This window comes from Robinsoniella sp. RHS (assembly GCF_001029355.1).
Classification (GTDB): domain Bacteria; phylum Bacillota; class Clostridia; order Lachnospirales; family Lachnospiraceae; genus Robinsoniella; species Robinsoniella peoriensis.
Genome location: NZ_JNGB01000070.1, coordinates 1 through 24,633, shown reverse-complemented (window position 1 = coordinate 24,633; position 24,633 = coordinate 1). Strand labels below are relative to the sequence as shown.

Sequence of the window (24,633 nt, the reverse complement as noted above, 5' to 3'; positions counted from 1 at the left end):
AATAAGGAGGTGAAAAGTTGCAATGAAAAAGAGCATTTCAAACTAATAATGATTCATAGCAAATAGGATAAAGGAGAAAAAATATGAATATGATTATGGACAACATTGGGATTTTCATTGGTTTGATTGTGGTATTAGTTTTACTTATTTTAGTGTTGGTAACAGGATATGTAAAAGCTCCGCCGGATACCGCATTTATTATTTCCGGACTTCGTAAAAAGATTATAATAGGAAAAGCAAGTATTAAGATTCCGGTGCTGGAACGACTTGATAAATTAAGCTTAAAACTGATACCAATCGATGTTAAAACTTCCAGTTCCGTACCTACCGCAGATTATATTAATATCCAGGTAGATGCTGCCGTAAACGTTAAAATCAGCAGCGAAAATCAGCGTCTGGGGCTGGCAGCGGAGAACTTCCTGAATCAGAACACGCAGTACATAGCCCAGGTGGCAAGAGAAGTTCTGGAAGGAAATATGCGTGAGATTGTAGGCAGAATGAGGCTGGAAGAAATGGTTGGTGACCGGCAAAAGTTTGCAAATCTGGTAAAAGAAAATGCGGAACCGGATCTGGCAGCCATGGGACTTGACATTGTAAGCTTCAATGTGCAGAATTTTACGGATAATAATGGGGTTATCGATGACCTTGGTATTGATAATATTTCACAGATTAAGAAAAAAGCAGCCATTGCAAAAGCAGAAGCAGAAAAAGAAATAGCAGTGGCAAAGGCCGAAGCCGACAAACAGGCAAATGATGCGAAGATCAATTCTGACAGGGAAATTGCCATTAAAAATAATGAACTGGACATACAGAAATCGGCACTTCAGAAAAATGCAGATACGAAGCGTGCAGAAGCAGATGCCGCTTATGAGATTCAGAAAGAGCAGCAGAGGAAAACAATTGGTGTTACAGCGGCAGATGCGGATATTGCGAAGGAAGAGAAGATCATTCTTCTGAAGCAAAAAGAAGCAGAAGTTATGGAACAGTCACTGGATGCCCAGATCAGGAAAAAAGCGGAAGCGGACAGATATGAACGTCAGCAGAAAGCAGAAGCCGAATTATTTGAACGTCAAAAAGAAGCAGAAGCAAAGAAATTTGAAGTTCAAAAGGAAGCAGAAGCACAGAAATCAAAGGCGGAAGCGGACAGATATTCTAAGGAGCAGGAAGCGCAGGGTATTCAAAGGGTCGGTGAAGCAGAGGCGGAAGCAATTCGGGCAAAAGGACTTGCGGAAGCAGAGGCGATGGAAAAACGTGCGGAAGCTTATCAGAAGTATAACAATGCGGCTATGGCACAGATGCTGATTCAGGTACTTCCAGAAATTGCTGGTAAAATTGCAGAACCTCTGAGCCAGATTGATAAGATTACTATTATTGGAGGAGGAGAAGGAAGCGGAGTTGATTCAGTAGCCGGAAATGTTCCCGCAGTTATGGCAAAGCTTTTTGAGTCCATGAAAGAGACGGTGGGAATAGACCTGGGCGAAATCATGAGAGCCGATACCTATGATGCTAAAGTGAACCGCAATATCACAGTAGAAGGATTGGAAAAGGCGGATGATATACAGAGAGCACAGGCAGAAGCTGCAGTTGTAAGTGAAGCTATGAAATAATAGAATAGCAGCTCTGCCGGTTGGGGGCAGAACTGGTTTTCTTAGCATAATTGGAACCCATGAGGGTTATAAATTCTAAACTTTTTCAAAAAATCACAGCAACACAACCGTAGGTTGTGATATGCTGTGATTTTTGGTAAGTATCTATCACTACAATAGTGGCTCCTTTTTTTGCAGCTAAAAGTGTGCGTTGCAGGTACTATAAGATGTCATGATCAGTAGTATCTCTCCGTACAAGCACAGGAGGGATTTTTTTGTGTACGGGTTCCGTGGAAATGTTCGGGCGCCGTTTTTTACGTTCGGACATCTGGGATACCAGCAGTTTAACAGCTTCCTCGGCAAGCAGGCTGATTTGCTGGCCTACCGTTGTAATGGGGATAATGGCTTCTTTGGAAATGGGAGAATCATCAAACCCCACAATCCGGTAGTCATTGCCCAGGGAGCCTTTCTTCCGGATAATAATATTGAGCAGAACATTGGCATGGGTATCGTTGGGCATAAAAATGCCCTTTTTTTGATTGGGGTATCGTTTTTCAAGGTCTTCATAAATTTCTGTAAGCTTCGCATTGCTTGCTTCGAAAGTAGATCCCAGATCGCAGTAGATAATCTCATTCAGCATTTTTCCTTCTTTGCAGATATCCTGGAATCCCTTAATCCTTCCGTATGCTGGAATATAGCTGGGGACATCGCTGTTAATATGGATTAAGACATTGCAGTTATTTTTAATCAGCAGGCTGGTTGCCTGGACAGCTCCCATATAGTTATCCGTATTAATGCTGGAAATATACTGGTCTTCACGCTCAATTGCCACAATCGGGATGTGGTATTCTGACAGTTCTCTGGATGGGATAGTATGGCTTAAGATAATCAGTCCCTCAATCTGGTATGCCATCAATTCTTTGATATAATTGCGTTCAACTTCCGCATCATCATTTCCAACAAATACAAGAAATTTATAGCCATATTCCTGATAAGATGAAAGAATCTGGTTCAGCATCTCAGAATAGTAGTGAAGATACAGGTTTGGAATAATAATGCCTACAAACTCGGTACTCCCGCTTGCCAGGATCCGCGCCACCTTATTTTCTTTATAATCCAGAGCTACCAGAGCGTCTGCAATTATTTTCTGGTTTTCTTCAGTCAGTGAGTCCGGGTTGTTAAAATACCTGGAAATGGTTGTTTTTGAAAAGTTAGTATAATTTGCAATATCATTAAAAGTTACTTTGTTTTTTTTCCCCATAGAAACTCCTTTGTCAAGGTTCTGATTTTATGAACTATCCGGGCATGTCGTAAAATAATACACGTGTAAGACCGTTCCAATCAGCCAGGTAAAAGTATTTTCAGATAAGTATAACAAAAATATGTTCTGCAGGCAATGTCAAATTGGCAATGAGTGAAAGTAACCGGTTATTTTTGTGAATTTATTACAAAATACTGCCTTAAAATAAAGACAGTATTCACAAAAATAGAAAAAGGAATTGACGCAAATATAGAGTTGTGATACTCTTTAGATAATAAAAGTAACCGGTAACTTAACCGGTAACATTACCGGTTACAAAGCAAAGATTTAGAAGCAAAGATTTAGAAGCAAAGGTTTAGAAGCAAAGGTTTAGAAGCATAGGTTTTGAAGTAAAGGAGGAGCACATGAGAAAGTCATGGAAATATGCGGCACTATTTTTCCTTGCCGCAAGCTGCCTGGCAGGGTGCCGGCAAAAAGAGGTAAAGCCGGGCGATATTGCCGGATATGAGGAAGGAGAAAGCTACCTTTCCATATGGGTACATACAATTGAGGACACGCCGGAAGGGGATGCCTATGCGGAGTCCGTGAAAAGATTTAATGAAAAGTATGATGGAAAATATTTTGCAGATATTGAATTCATTCCCAGAAATGACAGCGGAGGGGGATATTCTGACAAGGTAAATGCATCTGTTATGTCCGGCGGACTTCCGGATGTGCTTACGGTAGACGGACCCAATGTGGCGGCTTATGCGGCAAATGGTATAATCCAGCCCCTGGCGGAGCTGTCAGAGGAAGAAAGGGCGGTCTATCTGGATTCGATACTTGAGCAGGGAACCTATAACGATAAGCTGTACACACTGGGAGCCATGGAATCCAGTGTAGGTCTGTATTACAACAAGGATATTCTGGAAAATGCCGGAATAAATATTCCTTCCGCTGATGATCCCTGGACCTGGAATGAGTTTATGGAGATCTGTGAAAAGCTCGATCCGGTTATGAAAGAAAAGAACGGATACTGTCTGGATATGACGTTTCCGGTTGGAGAAGCGAGTATTTATTATTATGCGCCGTTCTTTTGGGCCAATGAAGGAGACTTTGTAAGTGAGGATGGACTGGGCGTGGATGGTATTTTCAATTCCGATAAAAATGTGGAAGCCGTGGATTTCTTCCGGGGAATTGTAGAGAATGGCTATATGTCAAAAACGCCAATTGATAAGCTGTTTGAAACAGGGCGTGCAGCGTTTAAGTTTGACGGTGCATGGGAAGTAAATACCGTCTATGAGAACTATCCGGATATCAAACTGGGAGTGGCGCCTTATATTGTGGGAGAAAACTGGGATGGAGGAAGATATACGCCCACAGGCTCCTGGGCATATGCAGCATCTGCTTCCACCCATGATCTGGAAGGAGCAACCGAGCTGGTAAAATGGATGAGTGGTGTAGACAGCGGCATTCTTCTCCATGTACAGACAAAAGGGCTGCCATCCACTTATGGGGCATTTGAGCAGATTTCTCTTTTTTCGGAAGATGAGAATTACAAGGCTCTATATGAGCAGCTGAATAAATATGGACATCCAAGACCCAAGACACCGGTATATCCGCAGGTAAGTACTTCTTTTCAGCAGGTTCTGGAAGGAGCTGCACTGAATGGAAAGGATGCAAAAGCGGAACTGGATAAATCTATAGAAAGGATTAACGCCAAGTTAAAGCGTTATACAAGAGAATAATGAAGAGAAAAAAATCTAATTCGCTTTTAGGAATGGCATTCTTTGGACCGGCCCTCGTACTGCTTACCATCTTTTTGTTTCTTCCTATGCTGCTGACACTGGTTTTCAGTTTTACCGATTATTTTGCTTTGAATCCGGATCTTACACATTTTGTGGGCCTGGAAAATTATATTACGATTTTTAAGGATGAACTGTTTCTTAAGGCGTTTCTTAATACCGTAAAGTTTGTGTTTATTATCGTGCCTCTCCAGGGAGGCGGAGCGCTTATTCTGGCGCTGCTGATTAACAAAGTTACACATTGTAAAAAGTATTTTAAGGTTGCATTTTTTATACCGGTTGTTATGTCTCTTGCGGTTGTTTCTACACTGTGGATGCAGATCTATAATCCGGAAGGCATTTTAAATACGGTGCTTGCGAACCTGGGTATATCTGCACAGCCCTTTATTTACAGTGATAAGCAGGCACTTCCCTCCATTGCTTTTATGAGTATCTGGCAGGGTGTGGGATATCAGATGATCATTTTTCTGGGAGGACTTCAGGCAATTAATCCGGGACTTTACGAAGCAGCAGAGATGGATCATGCCAGCGGATGGCAGAAATTCAGGGATATTACGCTGCCGGAACTGAAACCCATTTGTGTATTTGTATTCATCACCATTACCATAGGTGCTTTTAAAATGATTGTTCAGCCAATGGTTATGACAGGAGGCGGGCCATCCCATTCTACGTATACGCTGGTCTATGATATTTATGAGACTGGTACGGTTAACTGGGAAATGGGGCTGGCATCCACCATGGCAATTGTATTTGTGATTTTTGTGGTCATTCTGACCATTGTTCAGACAATTTTGACGCGGGATAAGGAGGAAAAACATGTTAACAAAAAAACAAAAATCAATTAACTGGGTTTTGGTTATCCTGATGCTTATTTTATCTATTTTCTTCTTATTTCCGGTGGTATGGATGCTTGCTAATTCTTTCAAGCCGGATGCAGCCATTGCGGCAGACATGAATGCCATGTCGGCATTTATTCCGCCCGCATTAAGCAGCAGCTTTTTTGATAACTATATAACGATTATCACAAATACGGCTTTTCTGAGGTACATGGGAAACACCCTGTTTTATGCTGCGGTTCTGATCATATTGGGGATTATCGTAAATGGCCTTGCAGGGTATGCTCTGGCGAAAATAGATTTTCCGTTTCGGGAACGCTGGGTATTGGTGATTATGATGCTGATGATTATTCCCACCGAGACAATTATTACGATCCACTTTTTAATTATTGCAAAAACGGGGCTGCTAAATACAGTGGTCGGATATATACTCCCCATGATCGTAAATCCATTTAATATTTTCCTGTTCCGCCAGGTTTTTCTAAGCCTGCCGGATGATGTATATGAAGCAGCGCAGCTGGACTTTTGCAGTCCGGTGAAATATTTCTTTACAATGGTTCTGCCTATGTCAAAAACAGTTGTGGCTACAGTCAGTGTTTTTACATTTCTGAATGTTTGGAATGACTACCTCTGGCCATCACTGGTATTTACGTCCAGTGACCTGCTTACTGCACAGATTGGGCTGAATTCCATTACTGCCAATGAAAATACAACCATGGGGCAGACGCTGGCAGTCATAACCCTGATTACGATACCGGTCATTATTATATATGCCTGTTTCTCCAAGCAGATTGTAGAAGGAGTTACACACACAGGCACGAAGGAAGGATGATAGTATGAGCTTTATAGAATTTAAAAATATTAGTAAAAAATATGCAAGTACGGATAAAAATGCGGTTACAGATTTTAATCTGGAAATTAAAGAAAAAGAATTTATAGCATTTGTCGGACCTTCCGGCTGTGGAAAATCTACTACACTTCGGATGATTGCCGGATTTGAGGATATCTCCAGGGGAGAACTGTTTATCGATGGAAAAAAGGTGAATGAAACAGCGCCAAGAGATCGTGGAATCGCTATGGTATTCCAGAATTATGCTCTTTATCCACATATGACAGTAGAGAAGAATATAGGATACGGATTAAAAAATATGAAAGTGCCCGCAGATGAGATCAACAGGAAAGTGAACTGGGCAATTGATATTCTGGGGCTGGAAGAGTACCGATACAGAAAGCCAAAGAATCTCTCCGGCGGACAGAGGCAGCGGGTTGCTCTTGGAAGGGCAATTGTGAAGAATCAGAAGGTATTTCTCATGGATGAGCCCCTTTCCAATCTGGATGCCAAACTGCGTGTGAGTATGAGAAATGAAATCAGCAAGCTTCACCGGACACTGGGAACCACCACCATCTATGTGACCCATGACCAGATAGAGGCTATGACTATGGCGGACCGTATAGTCATCATGAAGGATGGCTTAATTCAGCAGGTAGGTGCACCTATGGAATTGTATGAGCATCCGGTAAATAAATTTGTAGCGGGATTTATCGGCTCTCCCCAAATGAATTTCTATGAGGTTACCGTAAGTGGCAGCAGCGTGGAATTCAAAGATAAAAATAAGATTACACTCCCCGAAGGTGTCCTGAAGAAACTAAACGGGCGCCAGGGAGAAATGATTTTAGGAATTCGCGGTGAGGATATAAAGCTGGATCCGCACAACCTGGAAATTTACAAATCAGATAAACAGACTTCTGTTGTAGAAAACAAAGAAGTTATGGGAAATGAAAACAATCTTTATTTTAGCTTTGGGGGCATTACCTCTGTTGCACGGGTTTCTAAATACGAAGTCAGCGGTATTGGAGAAAAGATTTCTTTTGTATTGGAACCTACAAAATTTCATTTCTTTGATAAGCAGACGGAAGAGAATTATTTAAAATAGGAAGGTAAGTTTGAAGAAAAGCACTATCAAACTACTTGTTAAGGCAGTATCGCAGGCAGGCCTGCGATATGCAGGAGGTATAAATATGACAGAACATAAATTACATTTAAAGGCGCCGGGAAACTGGATCAATGATCCCAATGGCTTTATCTATTATAAAGGGAAATATCATTTGTTTTATCAGTATTTTCCCTATGCACCCGCTTGGGCAACCATGCACTGGGGGCATGCGGTAAGTGATGACCTTGTAACCTGGACACATCAGGAAATAGCCCTTTATCCAAGCAAATACTGGGACAGCAACGGCTGTTTTTCCGGAAGTGCAGTCCAGGAGGATGGAAAGCTTTATATTTATTATACGGGTGTGCGGTATGAGGAAATAACAAAAGAAGATATCCATCACTGCGTAAATGAACAGTTTGAGTCTTCCCAGCTGATGATCACGTCAGAGGATGGGATACACTTTGATAATAATAAAGATAAGAAACTGATTATTCCTCCGATCATGGATGCATCTCTTGGGCACCGTACTCATACAAGAGACCCTAAGGTATGGAAAAGCGGGGATCATTATTATATGGTTCTTGGAAGCACCCTGGATGAAAAAAAAGGAATTCTGCTGTTTTACAGAAGCAGTGATAAAGAAAACTGGGAGTATCTGAACAGCTATACGTCTAAAGCAGATAATCTCGGATGGATGTGGGAATGTCCGGATCTGTATAAGACAGATGAAGGCTGGGTAGTTTGTTTTTCGCCGATGGGTTTTCTGAAAGACGGCGCAAAAGAACAGAACCATGCTATCTGTGCAGCAGCAGATTTTGATGAGCAGACAGGTATCCTTACGATGGCAGAGGAGTATCAGTTTGCAGATTATGGACTTGATCTCTATGCACCCCAGAGTACTGTAGATGAAGAGGGGCGCAGAGTAGTCGTTGGATGGATGAGAATGCCCAAACCGGTTGCGGAGGTAAAGCCCTGGATCGGAATGATGTGTACACCCCGGGTAGTGGAACGCAGGAACGGTCATATATATTTCCGGATGCATCCAAATGTGGAAAAAGCATTTGTAAAGGAAATCCCTGAGGTTGGAGAAGTAGAGGAGGGAAAACCGTACCAGTTAAAAATTGAGCTGGATGACGGGGAATCCATATCCCTGGGAGGCTATGAAATATACAGGAAGGGTAATAAAATATGCACAAACCGGGAGAAAGTCTATGAAGACATCCGTGACTGCAGGCTTACCTTTGAAACACCAATACTGAAAGAAAATACCAGACTGAATATCCTTGTGGACCAGAATCTGATTGAGGTCTATGTAAATGACGGCGAGTATGTAATCAGCAATGTGGTGTATGATTTAAAAGAAGAGATTTTGATACCGGAGGGTAAAAAATTTATTCTGAAACAGATGTAGCAGTTCTAATAATCAGCAGAGACAGACGGCTTGGGAAACCAGCCGGGCTGTCTCTTATTTTATGTCAGAATGACTCGTTCTTTTGCTTCATTGAACGAATTAGAACCCTACACTATAACACCAGGGTTTTGATATGTGGTATAAAAAGCATGACCGATGTTTTGAACAGGTGAATGCGAAAGGAGCAGATTATATGAATATCAGGATTAAAGGTGCGCGACAGAATAATTTAAAAAATATCAGCCTTGAAATACCCAAAAATAAGCTGGTTGTTTTTACGGGATTATCCGGCAGTGGTAAATCAACACTGGCAATGGAAACTCTGCAGAGGGAATGCCAAAGACAATATATGGAGTCTATGGGGATGACCATGGAGATTGGATCAAAACCTATGGTGGATAAAATTGAAGGCTTATCTCCGGCAATTTCCATTAATCAGAAAAATACGAACCGTAACCCGCGCTCAACTGTTGGTACGGTTACGGAGATTTCCCCATATCTGAGAGTACTGTTTTCAAAATTAGGGGAAAGAAACTGTAAACACTGCGGTAAAACCATTACCCCAAATTATGGGGAAGAAACCGGGGCTATCTATGCAGAGCTTCCGGACCAGGCGGAAGAATCTGCCGAAATGTATGAGCAGATGATGCCCTGCCCTCACTGTGGAAAAGGAATCCCAGAACTTACGGCAAGCCATTTTTCCTTTAATAAGCCGTCAGGAGCATGTCCTGCATGTAAAGGAATCGGTATTGTAAGCATACCGGATATTAATCTTTTAATTGACCGGTCAAAGAGTATAAAAGAGTTTGCCATCCATGGCTGGGATCAGGTATATATTGACCGATACGGGGCATCAATTGCGAATGCAGCCCAATATTATGGATTTGAATTTGACCTGTCTGCTCCCCTCTCTGAGTATAGCGAAACTGCAATGGATTTACTTCTTTACGGTGCATTAAGCAAACAGTTTACACGGCATTTTCCAGACATAAAACCTCCGAAAACGGTTCCTGAGGGACGCTATGAGGGAGTCATTACGAATCTGATGCGCCGCTATGAGGAAAAGAATTCATATAGTGCGAAGCAGCGCATTGAAAAGTTCTTAATACAACAGGAGTGTCCGGAGTGCGGCGGCATCCGTTTCCGGAAGGAGATTCTGGATGTAAGGGTTGCCGGTGTAAATATTATAGAGGCACTTTCAATGCCGCTTACGGATACTGCAGACTGGCTGAAGCAGCTTGACCGGGATCTTAGTGCGGATGAAAGAGCGGATGCCAGAGCGGTTGTCGGGCAGGTTCTGGATAACTTGCTGCACCGCATAGAGCGTATAATAGAAGTGGGCGCCGGATATCTGTCCCTGAACCAGCCCAGTATATCCCTTTCAGCAGGGGAAGCCCAGAGAATCAAGCTTGCCTCTATTCTGGGAAGCAGTTTAACAGGAGTCCTTTATGTGTTAGACGAACCATCCACCGGGCTTCACAGCCGGGATACTTCTAAAATCATTGATGCGCTGAACAGGCTTCGGGATATGGGCAATACTGTGATCGTTATCGAACATGACCTTGATATCATACAGGCTGCAGATTATATCATTGATTTTGGACCTGGTGCAGGAAGAGACGGCGGGCAGATTGTTGCGGCCGGAAATGTGTCAGATCTTAAGAACTGTTCACAATCGGTTACCGGAAAATATTTAAGCGGTACAGGTTATAACCGGGTATCTCTAAAATCTCCCGGAAATGGGAAATATGTAGTGATTAAAAATGCAAATACAAATAACCTGAAAGATTTGAACGTAGAAATTCCTCTGGGGAAATTTATTACGGTAACAGGTGTTTCAGGCGCAGGTAAATCCAGCCTGATCTTTGGAGAACTGGCAGAAGCGGCAGAAGCATATGCCCATCAGCCAAAAAGAAAACAGAAGAGTAACGTCAGCGGTCTAGAGCATTTAGAAAATGTGATTACCATTGGACAGACATCAATCGGACGTTCTCCGCGTTCTAATGCGGCTACTTATACCGATATTTTTTCGGATATCCGGAATTTATATGCTGCAATTGCAAGGAAACAAAATAGAGGATTACAGGCAAAACATTTTTCTTATAATGTACCCGGTGGGCGGTGTGAAAATTGTCAGGGTGCCGGAAAGTTGTCAATTTCCATGAATTTTCTGCCGGATGTTGAAGTAGTCTGTCCGGTTTGCAGGGGAAATAGATATCAAAAGCAGGTATTAAATGTAAAGTACAGGGGACTTAGTATTGCGCAGGTTCTGGAGCTTAGTATTGATGAAGCCGCAGCCTTGTTTGAGCAGGAAAAAGAAATAATGAAGAAACTGATAGTACTGCAGGATGTAGGCCTGGGATACCTTGGGCTTGGGCAATCAGCAACTACGCTCTCCGGTGGTGAAGCCCAGCGGTTAAAACTGGCAAGAGAATTGGCAAAGCAGACCGGTGAAAGTGTATTGTATCTGTTTGATGAACCTACCTGTGGACTGCACCCTTAGGATGCAAACCGTCTGATTGGAGTATTTCAGCGATTGGTTCAGATGGGCAGCAGTGTAATTGTGGTTGAACATAATCCGGAAGTGATTCTTGCATCTGACTGGGTGATCGACCTTGGCCCCGAAGGCGGAAATTATGGCGGACGGATAGTTGTTCAGGGGACGCCGGAAGAAGTAATGAAGCATCCGTCTTCTGCAACTGGAATCATTTTGTCTAAATCATACCGTACCACCTGGTCTGAAATACCAAAATCAGATAGCGGCCGTGATCGTGACCGGGAAGAACAATAAAGCTTGCTTTTCTGGTGTTTCTCCGCTACACTGGGAATCCTAAGGGGGGATAAAATTGCTTACTGGCAGATGTGCTTCACACTTTGTGGAAGATGAGATCCATCCCTGCAGGTTTGTGATATGGGGTCTAGCTGATTAATCACGCTTTGTAGATGTAGGTAGTGTAGGGAAAGAGAAGGTGGCGGATCGGGACATTGGTTTGGAAGGCTTACCACAGAACTGGCATTTTCTAACCTTCCCGGAGCACTTTTTGGCGGCACGCGGGCATTCGCTCGGAAATCCTGATGCATTAAACTTCCATCTTCTTTTACACAAACAGTCGAAACATAGCGCAGCATCCAATACAGAACATCCTGCCACAGCCCAGGGGTTCCAATCTGCTGAGAAAACCAGTTTTCCACACCCATCTTTCCGCACACTACCTACATCTACAAAGCGTCCCTTCCTCAGCTAACCCAAATTTAAGATGACAGAATGGAGGTATAGAAATTTGAACACATACAAGACTGCCGATATCGCCAGAATGTTTGGAATACATGTGAATACGGTACGATTATACGAGAAATGCAGTCTGATCCCCAAACCGCAAAGGTTAAGTAATGGGTATCGGGTATTTACGGATCTGCATGTGGAACAGCTGAAGTTAGCAAGGGCGGCACTTCAGGCAGAGGTACTGCAGAATGGGCTGCGTAAAAAGGCAGTGGAAATCATTAAGATATCTGCGGCTGGAGATTATGAAAAAGCAGCGGAATTAACCCGAATTTATATGAAACAGGTGGAAACAGAGATAAAAAATGCGGAAGAGGCAATACAGATTACACAAAAGTTATTATCCAGTTTAGGTGCAGATTCGGATGAAAAGGATATTTTATTTACAAGAAAAGAGACGGCTGATTATCTTCACGTTACAATTGATACCCTTAGAAATTGGGAACTAAATGGGCTGTTTTCTGTTAAACGGCTGGAAAATGGATATCGGGTGTATACATCGGAAGATTTGCAGCGGTTAAAAATAATACGTTCTCTCCGCTGTGCAAATTATTCTCTGTCTTCTATATTAAGAATGCTAAAAGCCCTGACAATGAACCCCGATACCAATATCCGGGAGATAATCAATACACCCAGGCAGGATGACGACATTATAACCGCATGTGACAGGCTCCTTACATCTTTACAGGAAGCGAAAGAGAATGCGTTATTCGTAGCGGCGCAGATAGATAAAATGAAAAGAATGAACGGAAAACGTTAAGTGAAAAAGTACTTGACTTAAAGCAAACTTTAAGTGCTACTCTATATAAAACAGAGTTGTGCAAATATTATGTAAATATGGTCTGAAACCCGAAAATATGATACAATAGAATGAATATACAGATCGGGTTACAAGTATCGGAAAGGCATACATGGATAAACTGGAATTATTAAAGAAAAGGCTGAAAGAATTAAAGAAAGTAGCAATTGCATATTCAGGCGGAGTGGACTCTAATTTTTTGATGTCTGTAGCAAGAGAAACGTTAGGAAAAGAAAATGTGCTTGCTGTATTATGCAGTGGAGCTATGCTGGCTCAAGCTGATTATCAGGAAGCGGTTCAGCTGTTAAAAGACAAAGATGTGCAGTATGAAATTCTTGCAATGGATGTATTCACGGTGCCTGAATTTGCCGGTAATGATAAGAAGAGATGTTATTATTGTAAAAAGAACTTAATGTCGAAGATTATCGAAATGGCTAAAACCCAGGGGTATGAAGTTGTATTGGATGGGAAGAATCTGGATGATGCTAAGGTATATCGGCCTGGTGCAGCAGCAGCCCAAGAGCTGGGGATCTGTTCCCTGCTTTATGAGTGTGGATTTACAAAACAGGATATCAGGAATGTAAGCAGAGAACTGGGGATTATCACCTGGAATAAACCGTCTAATGCCTGTCTGGCTTCGCGTTTTCCTTATGGTACGCAGTTGACAGCGGAAAAATTAAAACAGGCGGAGGATGCGGAACGCTGTCTTAAGGAGCTGGGGATAGATTCAGGCAGAATACGGGTACATGACAGGATTGCACGGGTTGAAGTTGCAAAAGAGGATTTTAAATGCCTTCTGGAACATAAGGACTTTGTGAACAAGGTTAAGGCATGCGGATTTGATTATGTAACGCTGGATCTGGAAGGATTCCGCAGCGGAAGTTTTGATTTGTAAGAGGAAAAGCAGTATAAAGTCTGTATAGCTACAGTTCGGATACATGCGGGTTGGAAAGTTGGTGTGAACGTGGAAGTAAAGGAAATATTAGAAAAGTTAAATGCACATGAAATTTCAGTTGCCGAAGCAGAAAAACGGATGAAAGAAGAAACTGTTGATGACCTTGGGTATGCAATGATTGATTATCAGAGAAAGATCAGGACTGGAGTATCTGAGGTTATTTACTGTGAGGGAAAAACCAGTGAGCAGATAGCAGGAATCGTGGAAAATATGATCGCACATCAGATCGGAAATATCCTGGGGACGAGATGCTCAGCGGAAAAGTATGAGGCAGTTAAAATAGTATGCCCGGATATGGAATATGATGAAGAAGCCAGGATTATCCAATATAATAGGGAAGCTGTTTCTATGAATAAAGGCGTGGTGGTAGTGGCATGTGCCGGAACATCCGATCTTCCGGTTGCCAAAGAGGCAGCCATAACAGCACGTTTTCTGGGGAATCATGTAGAAGAAATCTATGATGTAGGTGTTGCCGGAATACACAGGCTTTTGTCGAAACTGGATGTTCTTTCCAGGGCAAATGTAGTGATCGCTGTAGCCGGAATGGAAGGGGCGCTGGCTTCTGTTGTAGGCGGGCTGACGGATAAGCCTGTTATTGCGGTGCCTACTTCTGTTGGATACGGAGCAAATTTCGGCGGTGTTGCCCCTCTCCTGGCAATGCTGAACAGCTGTGCCAGCGGAATCAGCGTGGTAAATATTGACAACGGATTTGGTGCGGGTTATATGGCGCACAGTATAAATAGTCTGGGAGGAAAAGAATAGATGCAGAAGAAAAGAATCTTATTTTTCGACTGTTTTTCGGGAATAAGCGGAGATATGACTCTTGGAGCGCTCCTGGATCTGGGATTAGACAGACAGGTATTTTTGCAAGAACTGGAAAAGCTCCATGTGGATGGATATAAAATAAGTTTTAATAAGGCGGTAAAAAACGGAATAACGGGTAATTATGTAAAAGTACATTTGGAACATGAAGATCGTGAAGGTCATGAAATTCATGAACATCAGCACCATCCGCAGGGGCATCATCATGAACATCGGAACTTAATGGATATTAATCGTATCATAGAAGAAAGCGGAATTACGTCAGGCGCAAAGGATCTGTCGAAACGCATTTTTTTACGGGTGGCAAAAGCAGAAGCGAAAGTACATAACAGGAAACTGGAAGAAGTCCATTTTCATGAAGTTGGGGCAGTAGACTCCATTGTGGATATTGTAGGAACTGCGATTTTAATTGATATGCTCAGACCGGATATGGTGTGTGCATCTATTATTCAGGATGGCAGCGGGTTTATTCATTGCCAGCATGGGAAACTTGCGGTTCCCGTTCCGGCAGTATCTGAAATTTTTGCAGCCAGCGATGCGATTACCAGGCAGATTGACATTAATACAGAGCTTGTGACACCCACCGGGGCTGCAATCATAGCAGAACTGGCATCTTCTTATGGAAATATGCCGGAAATGAATGTCCAAAAAATCGGTTGGGGCGCCGGTACGAAGGATCTTGAAATACCAAATCTTCTAAAGGTCAGCCTGGGTGAGATCGTGAATGTGGATGGGAGATTTCAGGATAAAGATGATCAGGTATTAGTCCTGGAAACGAATCTGGATGACTGCACAGGCGAATTCCTGGGATATGTTATGGAACGGCTTTTTGAACAGGGAGCATTGGATGTGTTTTTTACACCAATATATATGAAGAAGAACAGACCGGCATACCGCATGACTGCAATTTGTGTTCCGGAAGATATGAAGAAAATAGAAGAGATTATATTTTTGCATACCACTACTATCGGCTTACGTAAAAGATTAGAGAGCCGAACTGTTTTGCCTAGAGCAAAAGAGGTTATTCCTACGAGATATGGAGAACTGGAAGTAAAAAAGGTGACTGCAGGAGCAGAAGAAAGAATTTATCCGGAGTATGAAAGCGCTAAAAAACTGGCGATGCAGCAGGGAGTACCGTTAAAAGAAATATATCAATGCATCTATGAAGCAGAATAATAAGACACTGTATATCAAATATAAAGGAGGATTATGTAATGAGTGAAAAATTTTTAGGATCTGAGATTAAGAAATTGGGGTTTGGGATGATGCGCCTGCCTATGTTGGAAGACAACACGATTGATGTGGAACAGACTAAAAAAATGGTTGATCTGTATATGGAAAAGGGATTTACATATTTTGATACCGCATATCCATACCTGGACGGACATTCAGAAGAAGCAGTAAAAGCATCCTTAACCAGCAGATATCCCAGGGACAGCTATCAGCTGGCTACGAAGCTCCCGGTATGGCTGGTAAATGCAAAAGAAGATGTAGCTAAAATCTTTAACACCCAGTTAGAACGTACCGGAGCAGGTTATTTTGATTTTTACCTTTTACATGCAATTGATCGGAATAAGGCCGTAAAGTATGAAGAATATGAAGCATGGGAGTTTGTAAAAGAGCAGAAAGAAAAAGGCCTGATCAAACATTATGGATTTTCTTTTCATGATACGGCTGATTGTCTGGATGAAATATTACAAAAACATCCGGATGCAGAATTTGTACAGCTTCAGATCAATTATTGTGATTGGGACGACAGCATTATTCAGGCAAAGAAATGTTATGAAGTGGCAAGAAAACATAACAAACCGGTAATCATTATGGAGCCGGTTAAGGGAGGAACACTGGCATCACTGACTCCTGAGTTGGACGAAATATTTAAAGAAGCAAGACCGGAACATTCCGTAGCATCCTGGGCGCTGCGTTTTGCAGCTTCTCTGGAAGGCGTTATTACGGTATTAAGCGGAATGTCAAATATGGAGCAGATGGAAGATAATTTAAGCTTTATGGCTGAGTTTGAGAAAATCACAACGGAAGATCAGAAGGTGATTGATGAAGTCACAGCGAAGCTGAAAAATATGCCGCTGATCCCATGTACAAACTGCCAGTACTGCATGGAAGTCTGTCCACAACAGATTCCGATACCGGAGATTTTTAAGGCAATGAATAAAAATGCGACATTTAAGAACCTGCAGGATGCAAAAAATGAATACGGTTTTGTAACAGGCGGCGGAAACAAGGCATCGGATTGCCTGCAATGCGGAGCATGTGAGGCTCAGTGTCCACAGCATATTGAAATTATTGCAGAACTGCAGAATGCAGTCGCGATGTTTGAGTAGGGTGAGAAAGAAAACTGTCTGAAAAAAAGTATTGACAATCAGCGAGTATCCCAGTTATAATAAAAAATATCAGAAATGCATATAATATAAAATGACAAATGCAATGATGAGGAGGAGTACATACTCACTGAGTTCCAGAGAAAAGATGGTTGGTGCGAATCTTTAACAAGGAAGTATGGAAGTAGCCTTTGAGCAGTGAACTGAACAGGATTACCTAAGTAGGCTTCAACGGAATTTTCCTCCGTTACAGGGAAAGCAGTATCGATTTTTCCGTACTGAAATGAGAAGTTATCATGTCAGATGGAGGATTATCCGTACTGGCAGAGTGCAAAGATTATTCTTTGAATTTAGGTGGTAACACGGATCACAGCGTATTCGCCCTAAGCTAATTTTATTAGCTTAGGGCTTTTTTATTGCCGGAATGTATCAATGGAATTTGTAAAGGAGGAAATGCAATGGAAAGAAAAGGAACGCAGGCTTTTATTGAAGCATTAAAACGGGAAGGGGTTGATATGTTATTCGGTTATCCGGGCGGTTATGCAATTGATATTTTTGATGCCCTTTATGATCAGAGAGACATAGAAGTAATTCTTCCGAGACATGAGCAGGGGCTGATCCATGCTGCAGATGGTTATGCCAGATCTACGGGGAAAGTTGGAGTTTGCCTTGTTACCAGCGGTCCGGGGGCAACAAATCTGGTTACCGGGATTGCAACGGCTAATTATGACAGTGTACCGCTGGTATGCTTTACCGGCCAGGTGCCGACCCACTTAATTGGAAATGATGCTTTTCAGGAAGTAGATATCGTTGGAATTACCAGAAGTATCTGCAAATATGCGGTTACAGTCAGGGAGAGAAAAGATCTGGTACGGATCATAAAAGAAGCTTTTTATATTGCCAGAACAGGAAAACCGGGACCGGTAGTTGTTGATTTTCCAAAGGATATTCAAAATGAGATGTTTGAAGACTGCTTTGATGAACCTGTTTCTATCAGGGGATATAAGCCTAATTTATCTGTACACAAAGGTCAGATTAAAAAGGCTCTGGAGATGTTAAAAAGCGCCAGACGCCCTGTGTTCTTAATTGGTGGTGGTGTTCCAATTGCAGGTGCGCAAGGCGCATTGGAAGAATTGGTGGAGAAGGTTCATGTTCCGGTAATTACTACGATTATGGGAAAGGGGGCAATACCTACGGATCATGATTATTATATTGGGAATATTGGAATGCATGGTTCTTATGCTTCGAATATGGCAATTAGCGAGTGCGACCTGCTGTTCTCTATAGGAACCAGGTTTAACGACCGGATCACGGGAAAAATCAGTGAATTTGCACCGGAAGCAACGATAATCCATGTAGATATTGAGGCGGCTTCCATATCCAGAAATATTCATGTAGATGTTCCAATTGTAGCGGATGCGAAACTGGCAATGGAAGCAATGCTGGAAAAGGCAGAGGATTGTGAAAGAACAGAGTGGATAGGACGAATCAGGGAATGGAAAGCGGAATTTCCGATTGCCAGAAGTACTCACAAAGGACTTTCACCGGATAAAATCATTGAGGTTATTAATAAACGGGGAAAAGACGGGATTATTGTAACAGATGTTGGGCAGCACCAGATGTGGGTAACACAGTTTCTGGAAATGAACCAACAGACCAGGCTTTTAACGTCCGGCGGACTAGGGACTATGGGATATGGCCTGCCGGCAGCAATAGGGGCAAAACTGGGAAATCCGAAGAGACAGGTAATCTGTGTATCGGGAGATGGCGGTGTGCAGATGAATATTCAGGAATTGGCAACAGCCGTAACCTGTGAAATACCGCTTACAATCTGTATTTTTAACAATAGTTACCTGGGAATGGTAAGACAGTGGCAGCAATTATTTTACGATAAACGCTATGCAAGTACCTGTATGAAACGAAGAAGAAGCTGTGGAAGCAGCTGTGAAGGCTGTAAGACCAACGGATGTCCTGTATACTCTCCGGATTTTGTAAAACTAGCTGACAGTTATGGAGCGAAAGGAATCCGTGTATTTGATGAAAATGAAATAGAGGCTGCATTTATAGAGGCTGAGAGGAACCAGAACAGTCCGACGATCATCGAATTTATTATTGAACGGGATGAACTGGTATTGCCTATGGTGCCGGGTGGAAATGCAATTCACGATATGGTAATGGAATGTTAAAGGAGGAATAGTTAAATGAAGAAAAGATGGATATCGTTATATGTGGAAAATGATGTGGGTGTGCTGGCTAGGATATCAGGACTGTTTTCCGGAAAATCTTATAATCTGCATAGTTTGACGGTGGGAGAGACGGAAGATAATACAGTGTCCAGAATGACAATCTGTGTGGACAGTGATGATGCTACCTTTGAGCAGATTAAGAAACAGCTGAACAGATGTGTGGAAGTTATAAAAGTTGTTGATTTTACAAATGTTCCCATTCATATGAAGGAACTGATGTATCTGAAAATCCACACGGCAGGTGAACAGGATAAAAATGAAGCCTTTCGTATGGCGGAAGTCTTTGGCGTCAAGGCAGTAGATATGAACAAAGACCGTCTGGTACTGGAATGTGTACAGACGGAGGAGCGCAATAACGATCTGGTTAAGCTTGCTGCAAAAGAATTTTCTGCAATTGAAGTAGTGCGGGGCGGCAGTGTGGCGATAGAATCAATTAGTATTACGGAGAGATAGTGTAGGAGCATAGAGCAATTGATGATGGACCAAATGAACAGAGTCTATGCAGGGAGTGCATCCAGCAGTGTGGCAGCAAGGGAATTAGCGTCAAAGATCAGATTATACCGGAGTGAATAAAAGGATACGCAGAAGAAGAATTTGGGAAATTAGTTTTCAAATTCTTCTTCTGCATTTTTTTAATAATATTATCAGCAGGTAAGGAGAAATTTGTTGACAGAAAGCAAGAGAAAATATATAATTATATTTATATAAAGCATATTATATAAAGTATGTTATGTAAAATCGTTACACATAAATAGTGTATGACTGACACACAGGAGGAAAAAATGCCAAAACAGAGAATAACAAAAGAAATGATACTGGATACTGCTTTTACATTAACAAGAGAGCAGGGATTTGAACGTGTAATTACAAAGGAGATAGCTGAGCGGATAGGTTGTTCGGTTCAGCCGATCTACAGTTATTATAAGAATATGGAGGAATTAAAAAAGGATTTGTTTCATAAGGCAGTGGTTTTTTATGGAGACTTTATTGCCAGAAATGCTGATCCGAAGGAATTCTTCAGGAGTGTAGGATATTGCCAGATTAAATTTGCCAGAAAAGAACCCCATCTGTTTTGGCTGCTATTTATGATGAAACAGGACAATTTGAACAGTTTTGAGGATATATATGAAAAGCGCAGCAATAAAAAGGTTACGGATAGAATTGCAGAGGAATTTGATATTACGCCGGAGTGTGCAAAAGCATTACATATGAATATGCTGATTTATACCCATGGAATTTCTTCCATGCTGGTTACGGGGTCAGTGCAGTTGGATGATGTAGAGATAAGAAAGATGCTGGATTTAGCATTTGATGCTTTTTTAAGTAAGGTAACATATACTCGTAAAGGATAGATAGCAAAGAGGAGGAGGTTAACTATGAGTGAGGTTGTAGTAATTTATCAGTCAAAATATGGAGCAGCAAAAAAATATGCAGAATGGATTGCAGAAGCTTTGGGTGCTGATTTATTTGAAAGAAGGAAGATAGCACCAGAAAAAATGATGGAATATGATACGGTCATTTACGGTGGAGGAATTTATGCAGGTGGTATTGCAGGGATTTCCCTGATTGGAAAAAATTATGAGAGGATTAAAGGGAAAAATATCATTTTATTTACCTGCGGTCTTGCAAATACAAAAGTTGAAGAAAATGTAAAACATATTCGGGAGGGGATGGAGAAAGCATTACCGAAAGAGCTGATGAAGCAGGCTAAGCTGTATCATTTTCGCGGATATATGGATTATAGTAATTTGACGTCAGTACATAAATTGATGATGAAAATGATGAATAACATGATAGTTAAGAAACCGGAAAATGAGAAAACATCAGAGGACAGAGAATTTATAGCTACTTACGGTAAAGCAGTTGATTTTACGGATCAGAGCAGTATCGGGGAACTGGTGGAGCAGTATAAGAAGTATCATAAAGTTAATCCGAATTAATCTGGAAAAAGCGAATTCTGTTAGGGGAACAATGACAGAAGATCCGGCGACTGCACTATAGCAAGCCGGATCCCCGTCCTTTTGTACACAATTCCCATCCACAATCCACAAAGCGTCCTTAATCAGCAATCAGCAAAAGCCAATTTTAAGCTGAAATGATCATCTATCAGGTATTTTCCAGTCCACTGTGGAATGAGCGGTTCCCGATATTTGCAAGCAGACGTTCCTGACTGCCTGGTATGCTGCTGATTTTGTGTTCCAGCAGAATCAGTGTTTTATGGTATGCACTGACGGCTTTATTTAATAGATCTTCCACGGAATCCTGAGAAATCAGACTGGTGTTCCAGGGATTTTCCCAGTCTTCCTTCTGTTCATTCAGCACTTTGGCGGGATCCATCTCATGGGGTGTCTGAATCATTGGAGAGAACCATTCATATCCAAAAATATGGGTCTCAAACCAATGCCAGAACTTCTTTTTAAGACCTGTTGAATCATGCAGAAGAGAAGTGCCCATCCGCATACAGGATATGGCATGGGAGATATTTCTGGGAGAATAGTTCTGTTTGTAGACCTTTCGTGCAACCTGGCTGATCAATGCTGATATGGCAGATTGTTCAGCGGCTGAAAGGGCGATGGTACGGGATTGGTAAAACTGACCCGGCTGCAGCCCTTTTCTCTTCTCCAGATATAAAATATCAAAGCAGGATTCCAGTTCAAAATGTTTTGCATAATACTGGTTGCCGTTTTTCCTTCCAACCTGATATTCTGTACGGGCATACACGTAGGGATGAAACAGGCCGTCCAGTGTGTAATGCCCCAGAAATCCTGCTAAATAGGCAGTAATGATATTTTTCTCTTCTTCTTCTTTCAGATGTTCTCTATAATCTAACATTGTTTGAAAAAGTTCTCTTGCGTGTTCTTCATGCATGAGGGAACCGATATTTTCTTTTCTTAGGTAGGCTGCAGGATAGTAGAAAAAAATATCCGGTCCCTGAAGTCCAAGACAGTATGCAGCGGTATGAGCATGAATGGTATTTTGCAGGATGCCCGGGGAAAGCAACCGATAAGTATCCACTCCAAATAAGTAATGTAAAGTAAATCCTGGCATATTTCAATCTCCTTTGGTATAATTCTGGTTTTAATAAGATCTTATTCTTATCATTGCCCAAAATCAAGACTTTAAGAGTAATCTTATGATTTTCTTCACATTTTATTTATATTTCTGAAACCCGATTGACGTATACATGATCAATCAGTCCGTAGGCTTTTGCCTCTTCAGCACTCATAAAATTATCCCGGTCTGTATCACGCTCAATTTCTTCTATGGTGCGGCCCGAATTTTCAGCCAGAATCCGGTTAAGACGCTGCTTACTCTTCTGCAAATAGTCAGAAAGAATTTTAATGTCACTGGTCTGGCCTTTTATGCCGCCGGAGGAAGGCTGGTGAATCATAATTTCTGAATTTGGCAAGGCAAAACGCTTGCCCTTTGCACCGCCTGCCAATAAAAATGCTCCAAAGCTTGCAGCCATTCCGATACAGATGGTGGAAACATCGCATTTGATATAATTCATGGTATCGTAAATTGCAAATCCTGCAGATACGGAACCACCCGGACTGTTAATGTATAACTGGATATCCTTACCCGGATCCTGGCCTTCCAGATACAGAAGCTGACTGGTAACCAGACTGGCAGAAGCATCGGTGACTTCTTCACCCAGAAAAATAATTCGGTCATCCAGCAGGCGGGAGTAAATGTCAAAACTGCGTTCACCGCGACTGGTCTGTTCAACTACATAAGGTATAATCATGCTGCAATCCCCCTGACTTCAGACAGTTGTATACAAAAGCTGGTAATGGTATTGTATCCTTTTGCAGAATTGTCTGCGAATACCTGAATTGCCGGACAAAATTCCTGGAAAAGCACAAATTGCTCCTGCCTGGGTGTAAAAATGTGAAGGCTCCGGCAGGTCTGGGGAGTACATTGATATAATTGCCGGAACGCCAGTGTAAAAGCCTGTTGGGAATCATAACCCGCTTTACAGGAAATCTCTGCAATGGGAATGTCGGTCTCTGCTAAAAGTCTGGCAGCTTCTGTCAGTCTGCGTCTCTGGATATATTTATGCATGGTGCAGCCTACCACACTGGAAAATATGCGGTTCAGATAGTATTTTGAATAGTTCATATTCTGTGAAATATCGTCAAGATGGATTTTTTCCTGCAGATGGGATTCAATGTAGGATACAATCTCCACAACAATATCGTTTTTATCACTCATAGTAATGCCCCCTTTCGTGATGGTCATGATTTTTTTATTATAGCAGATATGTCTTAGGGTGTCTTAATAAAAAGTGCTCTCTTTATGGACAAGAGAGCACTTTTTTTAGATTCAAATAAATTACAAATAACTTAGCATTAAAAGCGTATCGTGAAAGTAATTACCCCATCATCAATCTGGCAGTTATATGCAAAACCCTGTTTCTGTGCAGCTGCACTTACAATGGAAAGTCCAAGTCCGGTACCGGACAGCTCTTTATTCCGGGATTTCTCGGCAACATAGAACGGATCCCAGATTCTTTCCAAAAGAATATTGTGGTTGTGGGCTACACCGTTGGAGGTCTGAAAAATAATCCTGCCGTATTCCTCATATAACCGTATGTTTATATGGCTGTTGGAAGTATATTTTACCGCATTAGAGATCAGATTGGAAAATATGGCAGTAATTCCTTCCAGACTTGCAGTGATAACTACATCCGGCAGGATGTCTGCTTGCAGAGTGAGCTGCTTGTTTTCTAACTCCAGCTGATATTCTTCGATCATTCCGGTGAGCATACTGCTGATCTCTACAGATTCTTTGGGATAGTCTTTTTGCCGGATGCGGGATAAATCAAGAAGTCCTTCAATGAGCCTTTCCATTTTTTCATTCTGGCGGATAACCGTGTCCAAGAAAGTGCCGTCATCAATGCCGTCTTTAATGCCGCAGGTATAAGCTTTAATCAGGGCCACCGGTGTCTTCAGATCATGGGATACATTACCAAGTAGAGCTTCCATCTGTCGGTTTTTTTCAATCAGAGCTTCCTGGGATTCTTTTAGTTTACAGCTCATGTCATTGATGCTGCAGGCAAGGTCTTCCAGCTCATCGTTTGTCCTGATTTCTATCTGACTGAAATTCTGGTTGGAAATATCCTTTGTCAGCGCGCTGATCTCTGAAAGGGGAGTAGTAATTTTCTTAACCAGAAAATAGATGAGAATCATCATAATAATTACTGCGGCTAAAAAGATACATAAGGTAATGCCATTGATCAATGAGACGATCTCGCTGATATTTGGAATGATGATAGCTACTCCTGCAAAAGTTTCCTCTAAATTCAAGTATTCTACAAGTATACTGTAATGCAGCTTGGATTGGTTGTAGATGCGCAGTTGTCTCCCGTTTGCCATTG

22 protein-coding genes and 1 other annotated feature are annotated in these 24,633 nt (G+C 41.9%); of the genes, 17 read left to right on the top strand and 5 right to left on the bottom strand.

The genetic code is table 11. The annotated features are described in order from the left end of the window. The first annotated feature begins 95 nt into the window (after window positions 1-95). On the top strand, window positions 96-1,607 hold the full coding sequence (locus tag RHS_RS20930) for a flotillin family protein (protein WP_138002213.1): 1,512 nt from the start codon (window positions 96-98) through the stop codon (window positions 1,605-1,607). A gap of 199 nt (window positions 1,608-1,806) precedes the next feature. Here the strand turns inward: RHS_RS20930 and RHS_RS20925 are convergent, their stop codons facing one another. Continuing rightward, complete coding sequence (locus RHS_RS20925; protein ID WP_047834266.1) at window positions 1,807-2,847, bottom strand: LacI family DNA-binding transcriptional regulator; 1,041 nt, start codon at window positions 2,845-2,847, stop codon at window positions 1,807-1,809. 404 nt (window positions 2,848-3,251) lie between these two features. Here RHS_RS20925 and RHS_RS20920 point away from each other — a divergent pair, with 404 nt between their 5' ends. The 16 genes from RHS_RS20920 (at window position 3,252) to RHS_RS20845 (ending at window position 21,193) form a co-directional block, all read left to right on the top strand. Continuing rightward, a complete protein-coding gene (locus RHS_RS20920) occupies window positions 3,252-4,574 on the top strand; it encodes a sugar ABC transporter substrate-binding protein (RefSeq protein ID WP_047834265.1) in 1,323 nt (440 codons plus the stop codon). Further along, window positions 4,574-5,476: a carbohydrate ABC transporter permease gene (locus RHS_RS20915; protein ID WP_044293644.1), complete on the top strand. Its 903-nt coding sequence runs from the start codon at window positions 4,574-4,576 to the stop codon at window positions 5,474-5,476. Before RHS_RS20920 ends, RHS_RS20915 begins: the two co-directional genes overlap by 1 nt. Further along, the gene (locus tag RHS_RS20910; protein ID WP_044293646.1) at window positions 5,448-6,299 is read left to right on the top strand and encodes a carbohydrate ABC transporter permease; all 852 of its coding nucleotides are present in this window, start codon (window positions 5,448-5,450) and stop codon (window positions 6,297-6,299) included. Before RHS_RS20915 ends, RHS_RS20910 begins: the two co-directional genes overlap by 29 nt. Window positions 6,300-6,303: 4 nt before the next feature. Next, window positions 6,304-7,401 carry an ABC transporter ATP-binding protein gene (locus tag RHS_RS20905; RefSeq protein WP_047834264.1) on the top strand — a complete coding sequence of 366 codons (1,098 nt, stop codon included), beginning with the start codon at window positions 6,304-6,306 and terminating at the stop codon, window positions 7,399-7,401. An 85-nt stretch (window positions 7,402-7,486) separates the two neighbouring features. Continuing rightward, window positions 7,487-8,815, top strand: coding sequence for a glycoside hydrolase family 32 protein (locus tag RHS_RS20900; protein ID WP_047834263.1), 1,329 nt, complete (start codon window positions 7,487-7,489; stop codon window positions 8,813-8,815). 193 nt (window positions 8,816-9,008) lie between these two features. Further along, complete coding sequence (locus RHS_RS20895) at window positions 9,009-11,318, top strand: ATP-binding cassette domain-containing protein (protein ID WP_395023162.1); 2,310 nt, start codon at window positions 9,009-9,011, stop codon at window positions 11,316-11,318. Window positions 11,319-11,351: 33 nt separating this feature from the next. Further along, on the top strand, window positions 11,352-11,606 hold the full coding sequence (locus RHS_RS31550) for a hypothetical protein (protein WP_395023160.1): 255 nt from the start codon (window positions 11,352-11,354) through the stop codon (window positions 11,604-11,606). 490 nt (window positions 11,607-12,096) lie between these two features. Beyond that, on the top strand, window positions 12,097-12,855 hold the full coding sequence (locus RHS_RS20885) for a MerR family transcriptional regulator (RefSeq protein WP_047834261.1): 759 nt from the start codon (window positions 12,097-12,099) through the stop codon (window positions 12,853-12,855). Window positions 12,856-13,006: 151 nt separating this feature from the next. Next, the gene (larE, locus tag RHS_RS20880; protein WP_044289646.1) at window positions 13,007-13,789 is read left to right on the top strand and encodes an ATP-dependent sacrificial sulfur transferase LarE; all 783 of its coding nucleotides are present in this window, start codon (window positions 13,007-13,009) and stop codon (window positions 13,787-13,789) included. A gap of 69 nt (window positions 13,790-13,858) precedes the next feature. After that, a complete protein-coding gene (gene larB / locus RHS_RS20875) occupies window positions 13,859-14,611 on the top strand; it encodes a nickel pincer cofactor biosynthesis protein LarB (RefSeq protein WP_395023172.1) in 753 nt (250 codons plus the stop codon). Continuing rightward, window positions 14,612-15,847, top strand: coding sequence for a nickel pincer cofactor biosynthesis protein LarC (gene larC / locus RHS_RS20870; protein WP_047834259.1), 1,236 nt, complete (start codon window positions 14,612-14,614; stop codon window positions 15,845-15,847). A gap of 38 nt (window positions 15,848-15,885) precedes the next feature. Then, entirely contained in the window at window positions 15,886-17,010 is a 1,125-nt protein-coding gene (locus RHS_RS20865) for an aldo/keto reductase (protein WP_027295930.1), read from the top strand. A gap of 94 nt (window positions 17,011-17,104) precedes the next feature. Further along, window positions 17,105-17,396: a binding site (T-box leader), on the top strand. 69 nt (window positions 17,397-17,465) lie between these two features. Next, on the top strand, window positions 17,466-19,193 hold the full coding sequence (gene ilvB, locus RHS_RS20860) for a biosynthetic-type acetolactate synthase large subunit (protein WP_047834258.1): 1,728 nt from the start codon (window positions 17,466-17,468) through the stop codon (window positions 19,191-19,193). 15 nt (window positions 19,194-19,208) lie between these two features. Continuing rightward, window positions 19,209-19,706, top strand: a complete 498-nt coding sequence (ilvN, locus tag RHS_RS20855) for an acetolactate synthase small subunit (RefSeq protein ID WP_027295932.1) — start codon at window positions 19,209-19,211, stop codon at window positions 19,704-19,706. 329 nt (window positions 19,707-20,035) lie between these two features. Then, a complete protein-coding gene (locus tag RHS_RS20850; protein ID WP_047834257.1) occupies window positions 20,036-20,605 on the top strand; it encodes a TetR family transcriptional regulator in 570 nt (189 codons plus the stop codon). A gap of 24 nt (window positions 20,606-20,629) precedes the next feature. Continuing rightward, window positions 20,630-21,193, top strand: a complete 564-nt coding sequence (locus RHS_RS20845) for a flavodoxin domain-containing protein (protein ID WP_047834256.1) — start codon at window positions 20,630-20,632, stop codon at window positions 21,191-21,193. Window positions 21,194-21,359: 166 nt separating this feature from the next. Here RHS_RS20845 and RHS_RS20840 read toward each other — a convergent pair whose 3' ends face one another. From RHS_RS20840 to RHS_RS20825, 4 genes are all read right to left on the bottom strand, one after another. After that, window positions 21,360-22,301: a zinc dependent phospholipase C family protein gene (locus RHS_RS20840; protein ID WP_047834255.1), complete on the bottom strand. Its 942-nt coding sequence runs from the start codon at window positions 22,299-22,301 to the stop codon at window positions 21,360-21,362. A 106-nt stretch (window positions 22,302-22,407) separates the two neighbouring features. Next, on the bottom strand, window positions 22,408-23,001 hold the full coding sequence (locus tag RHS_RS20835) for an ATP-dependent Clp protease proteolytic subunit (protein WP_044293669.1): 594 nt from the start codon (window positions 22,999-23,001) through the stop codon (window positions 22,408-22,410). Further along, the gene (locus tag RHS_RS20830; RefSeq protein ID WP_377142098.1) at window positions 22,998-23,468 is read right to left on the bottom strand and encodes a helix-turn-helix transcriptional regulator; all 471 of its coding nucleotides are present in this window, start codon (window positions 23,466-23,468) and stop codon (window positions 22,998-23,000) included. The genes RHS_RS20835 and RHS_RS20830 overlap by 4 nt, the downstream gene beginning before the upstream one ends. 137 nt (window positions 23,469-23,605) lie before the next feature. Beyond that, window positions 23,606-24,633 (bottom strand): cell wall metabolism sensor histidine kinase WalK (locus RHS_RS20825; protein ID WP_047834254.1); only part of this gene is annotated, 1,028 nt, incomplete at its 5' end.

Bases quoted from the DNA above. Each gene is read 5' to 3' on its own strand.
- RHS_RS20845 (WP_047834256.1), top strand. From the start codon at position 20,630: ATGAGTGAGGTTGTAGTAATTTATCAGTCAAAATATGGAGCAGCAAAA.
- RHS_RS20830 (WP_377142098.1), bottom strand. From the start codon at position 23,468: ATGAGTGATAAAAACGATATTGTTGTGGAGATTGTATCCTACATTGAA.
- RHS_RS20930 (WP_138002213.1), top strand. From the start codon at position 96: ATGGACAACATTGGGATTTTCATTGGTTTGATTGTGGTATTAGTTTTA.
- RHS_RS20850 (WP_047834257.1), top strand. From the start codon at position 20,036: ATGCCAAAACAGAGAATAACAAAAGAAATGATACTGGATACTGCTTTT.
- ilvN (WP_027295932.1), top strand. From the start codon at position 19,209: ATGAAGAAAAGATGGATATCGTTATATGTGGAAAATGATGTGGGTGTG.
- RHS_RS20905 (WP_047834264.1), top strand. From the start codon at position 6,304: ATGAGCTTTATAGAATTTAAAAATATTAGTAAAAAATATGCAAGTACG.
- ilvB (WP_047834258.1), top strand. From the start codon at position 17,466: ATGGAAAGAAAAGGAACGCAGGCTTTTATTGAAGCATTAAAACGGGAA.
- RHS_RS20900 (WP_047834263.1), top strand. From the start codon at position 7,487: ATGACAGAACATAAATTACATTTAAAGGCGCCGGGAAACTGGATCAAT.
- RHS_RS20920 (WP_047834265.1), top strand. From the start codon at position 3,252: ATGAGAAAGTCATGGAAATATGCGGCACTATTTTTCCTTGCCGCAAGC.
- RHS_RS20835 (WP_044293669.1), bottom strand. From the start codon at position 23,001: ATGATTATACCTTATGTAGTTGAACAGACCAGTCGCGGTGAACGCAGT.
- RHS_RS20925 (WP_047834266.1), bottom strand. From the start codon at position 2,847: ATGGGGAAAAAAAACAAAGTAACTTTTAATGATATTGCAAATTATACT.
- RHS_RS20840 (WP_047834255.1), bottom strand. From the start codon at position 22,301: ATGCCAGGATTTACTTTACATTACTTATTTGGAGTGGATACTTATCGG.
- RHS_RS20910 (WP_044293646.1), top strand. From the start codon at position 5,448: ATGTTAACAAAAAAACAAAAATCAATTAACTGGGTTTTGGTTATCCTG.
- larC (WP_047834259.1), top strand. From the start codon at position 14,612: ATGCAGAAGAAAAGAATCTTATTTTTCGACTGTTTTTCGGGAATAAGC.
- RHS_RS20915 (WP_044293644.1), top strand. From the start codon at position 4,574: ATGAAGAGAAAAAAATCTAATTCGCTTTTAGGAATGGCATTCTTTGGA.
- RHS_RS20895 (WP_395023162.1), top strand. From the start codon at position 9,009: ATGAATATCAGGATTAAAGGTGCGCGACAGAATAATTTAAAAAATATC.
- larE (WP_044289646.1), top strand. From the start codon at position 13,007: ATGGATAAACTGGAATTATTAAAGAAAAGGCTGAAAGAATTAAAGAAA.
- RHS_RS20865 (WP_027295930.1), top strand. From the start codon at position 15,886: ATGAGTGAAAAATTTTTAGGATCTGAGATTAAGAAATTGGGGTTTGGG.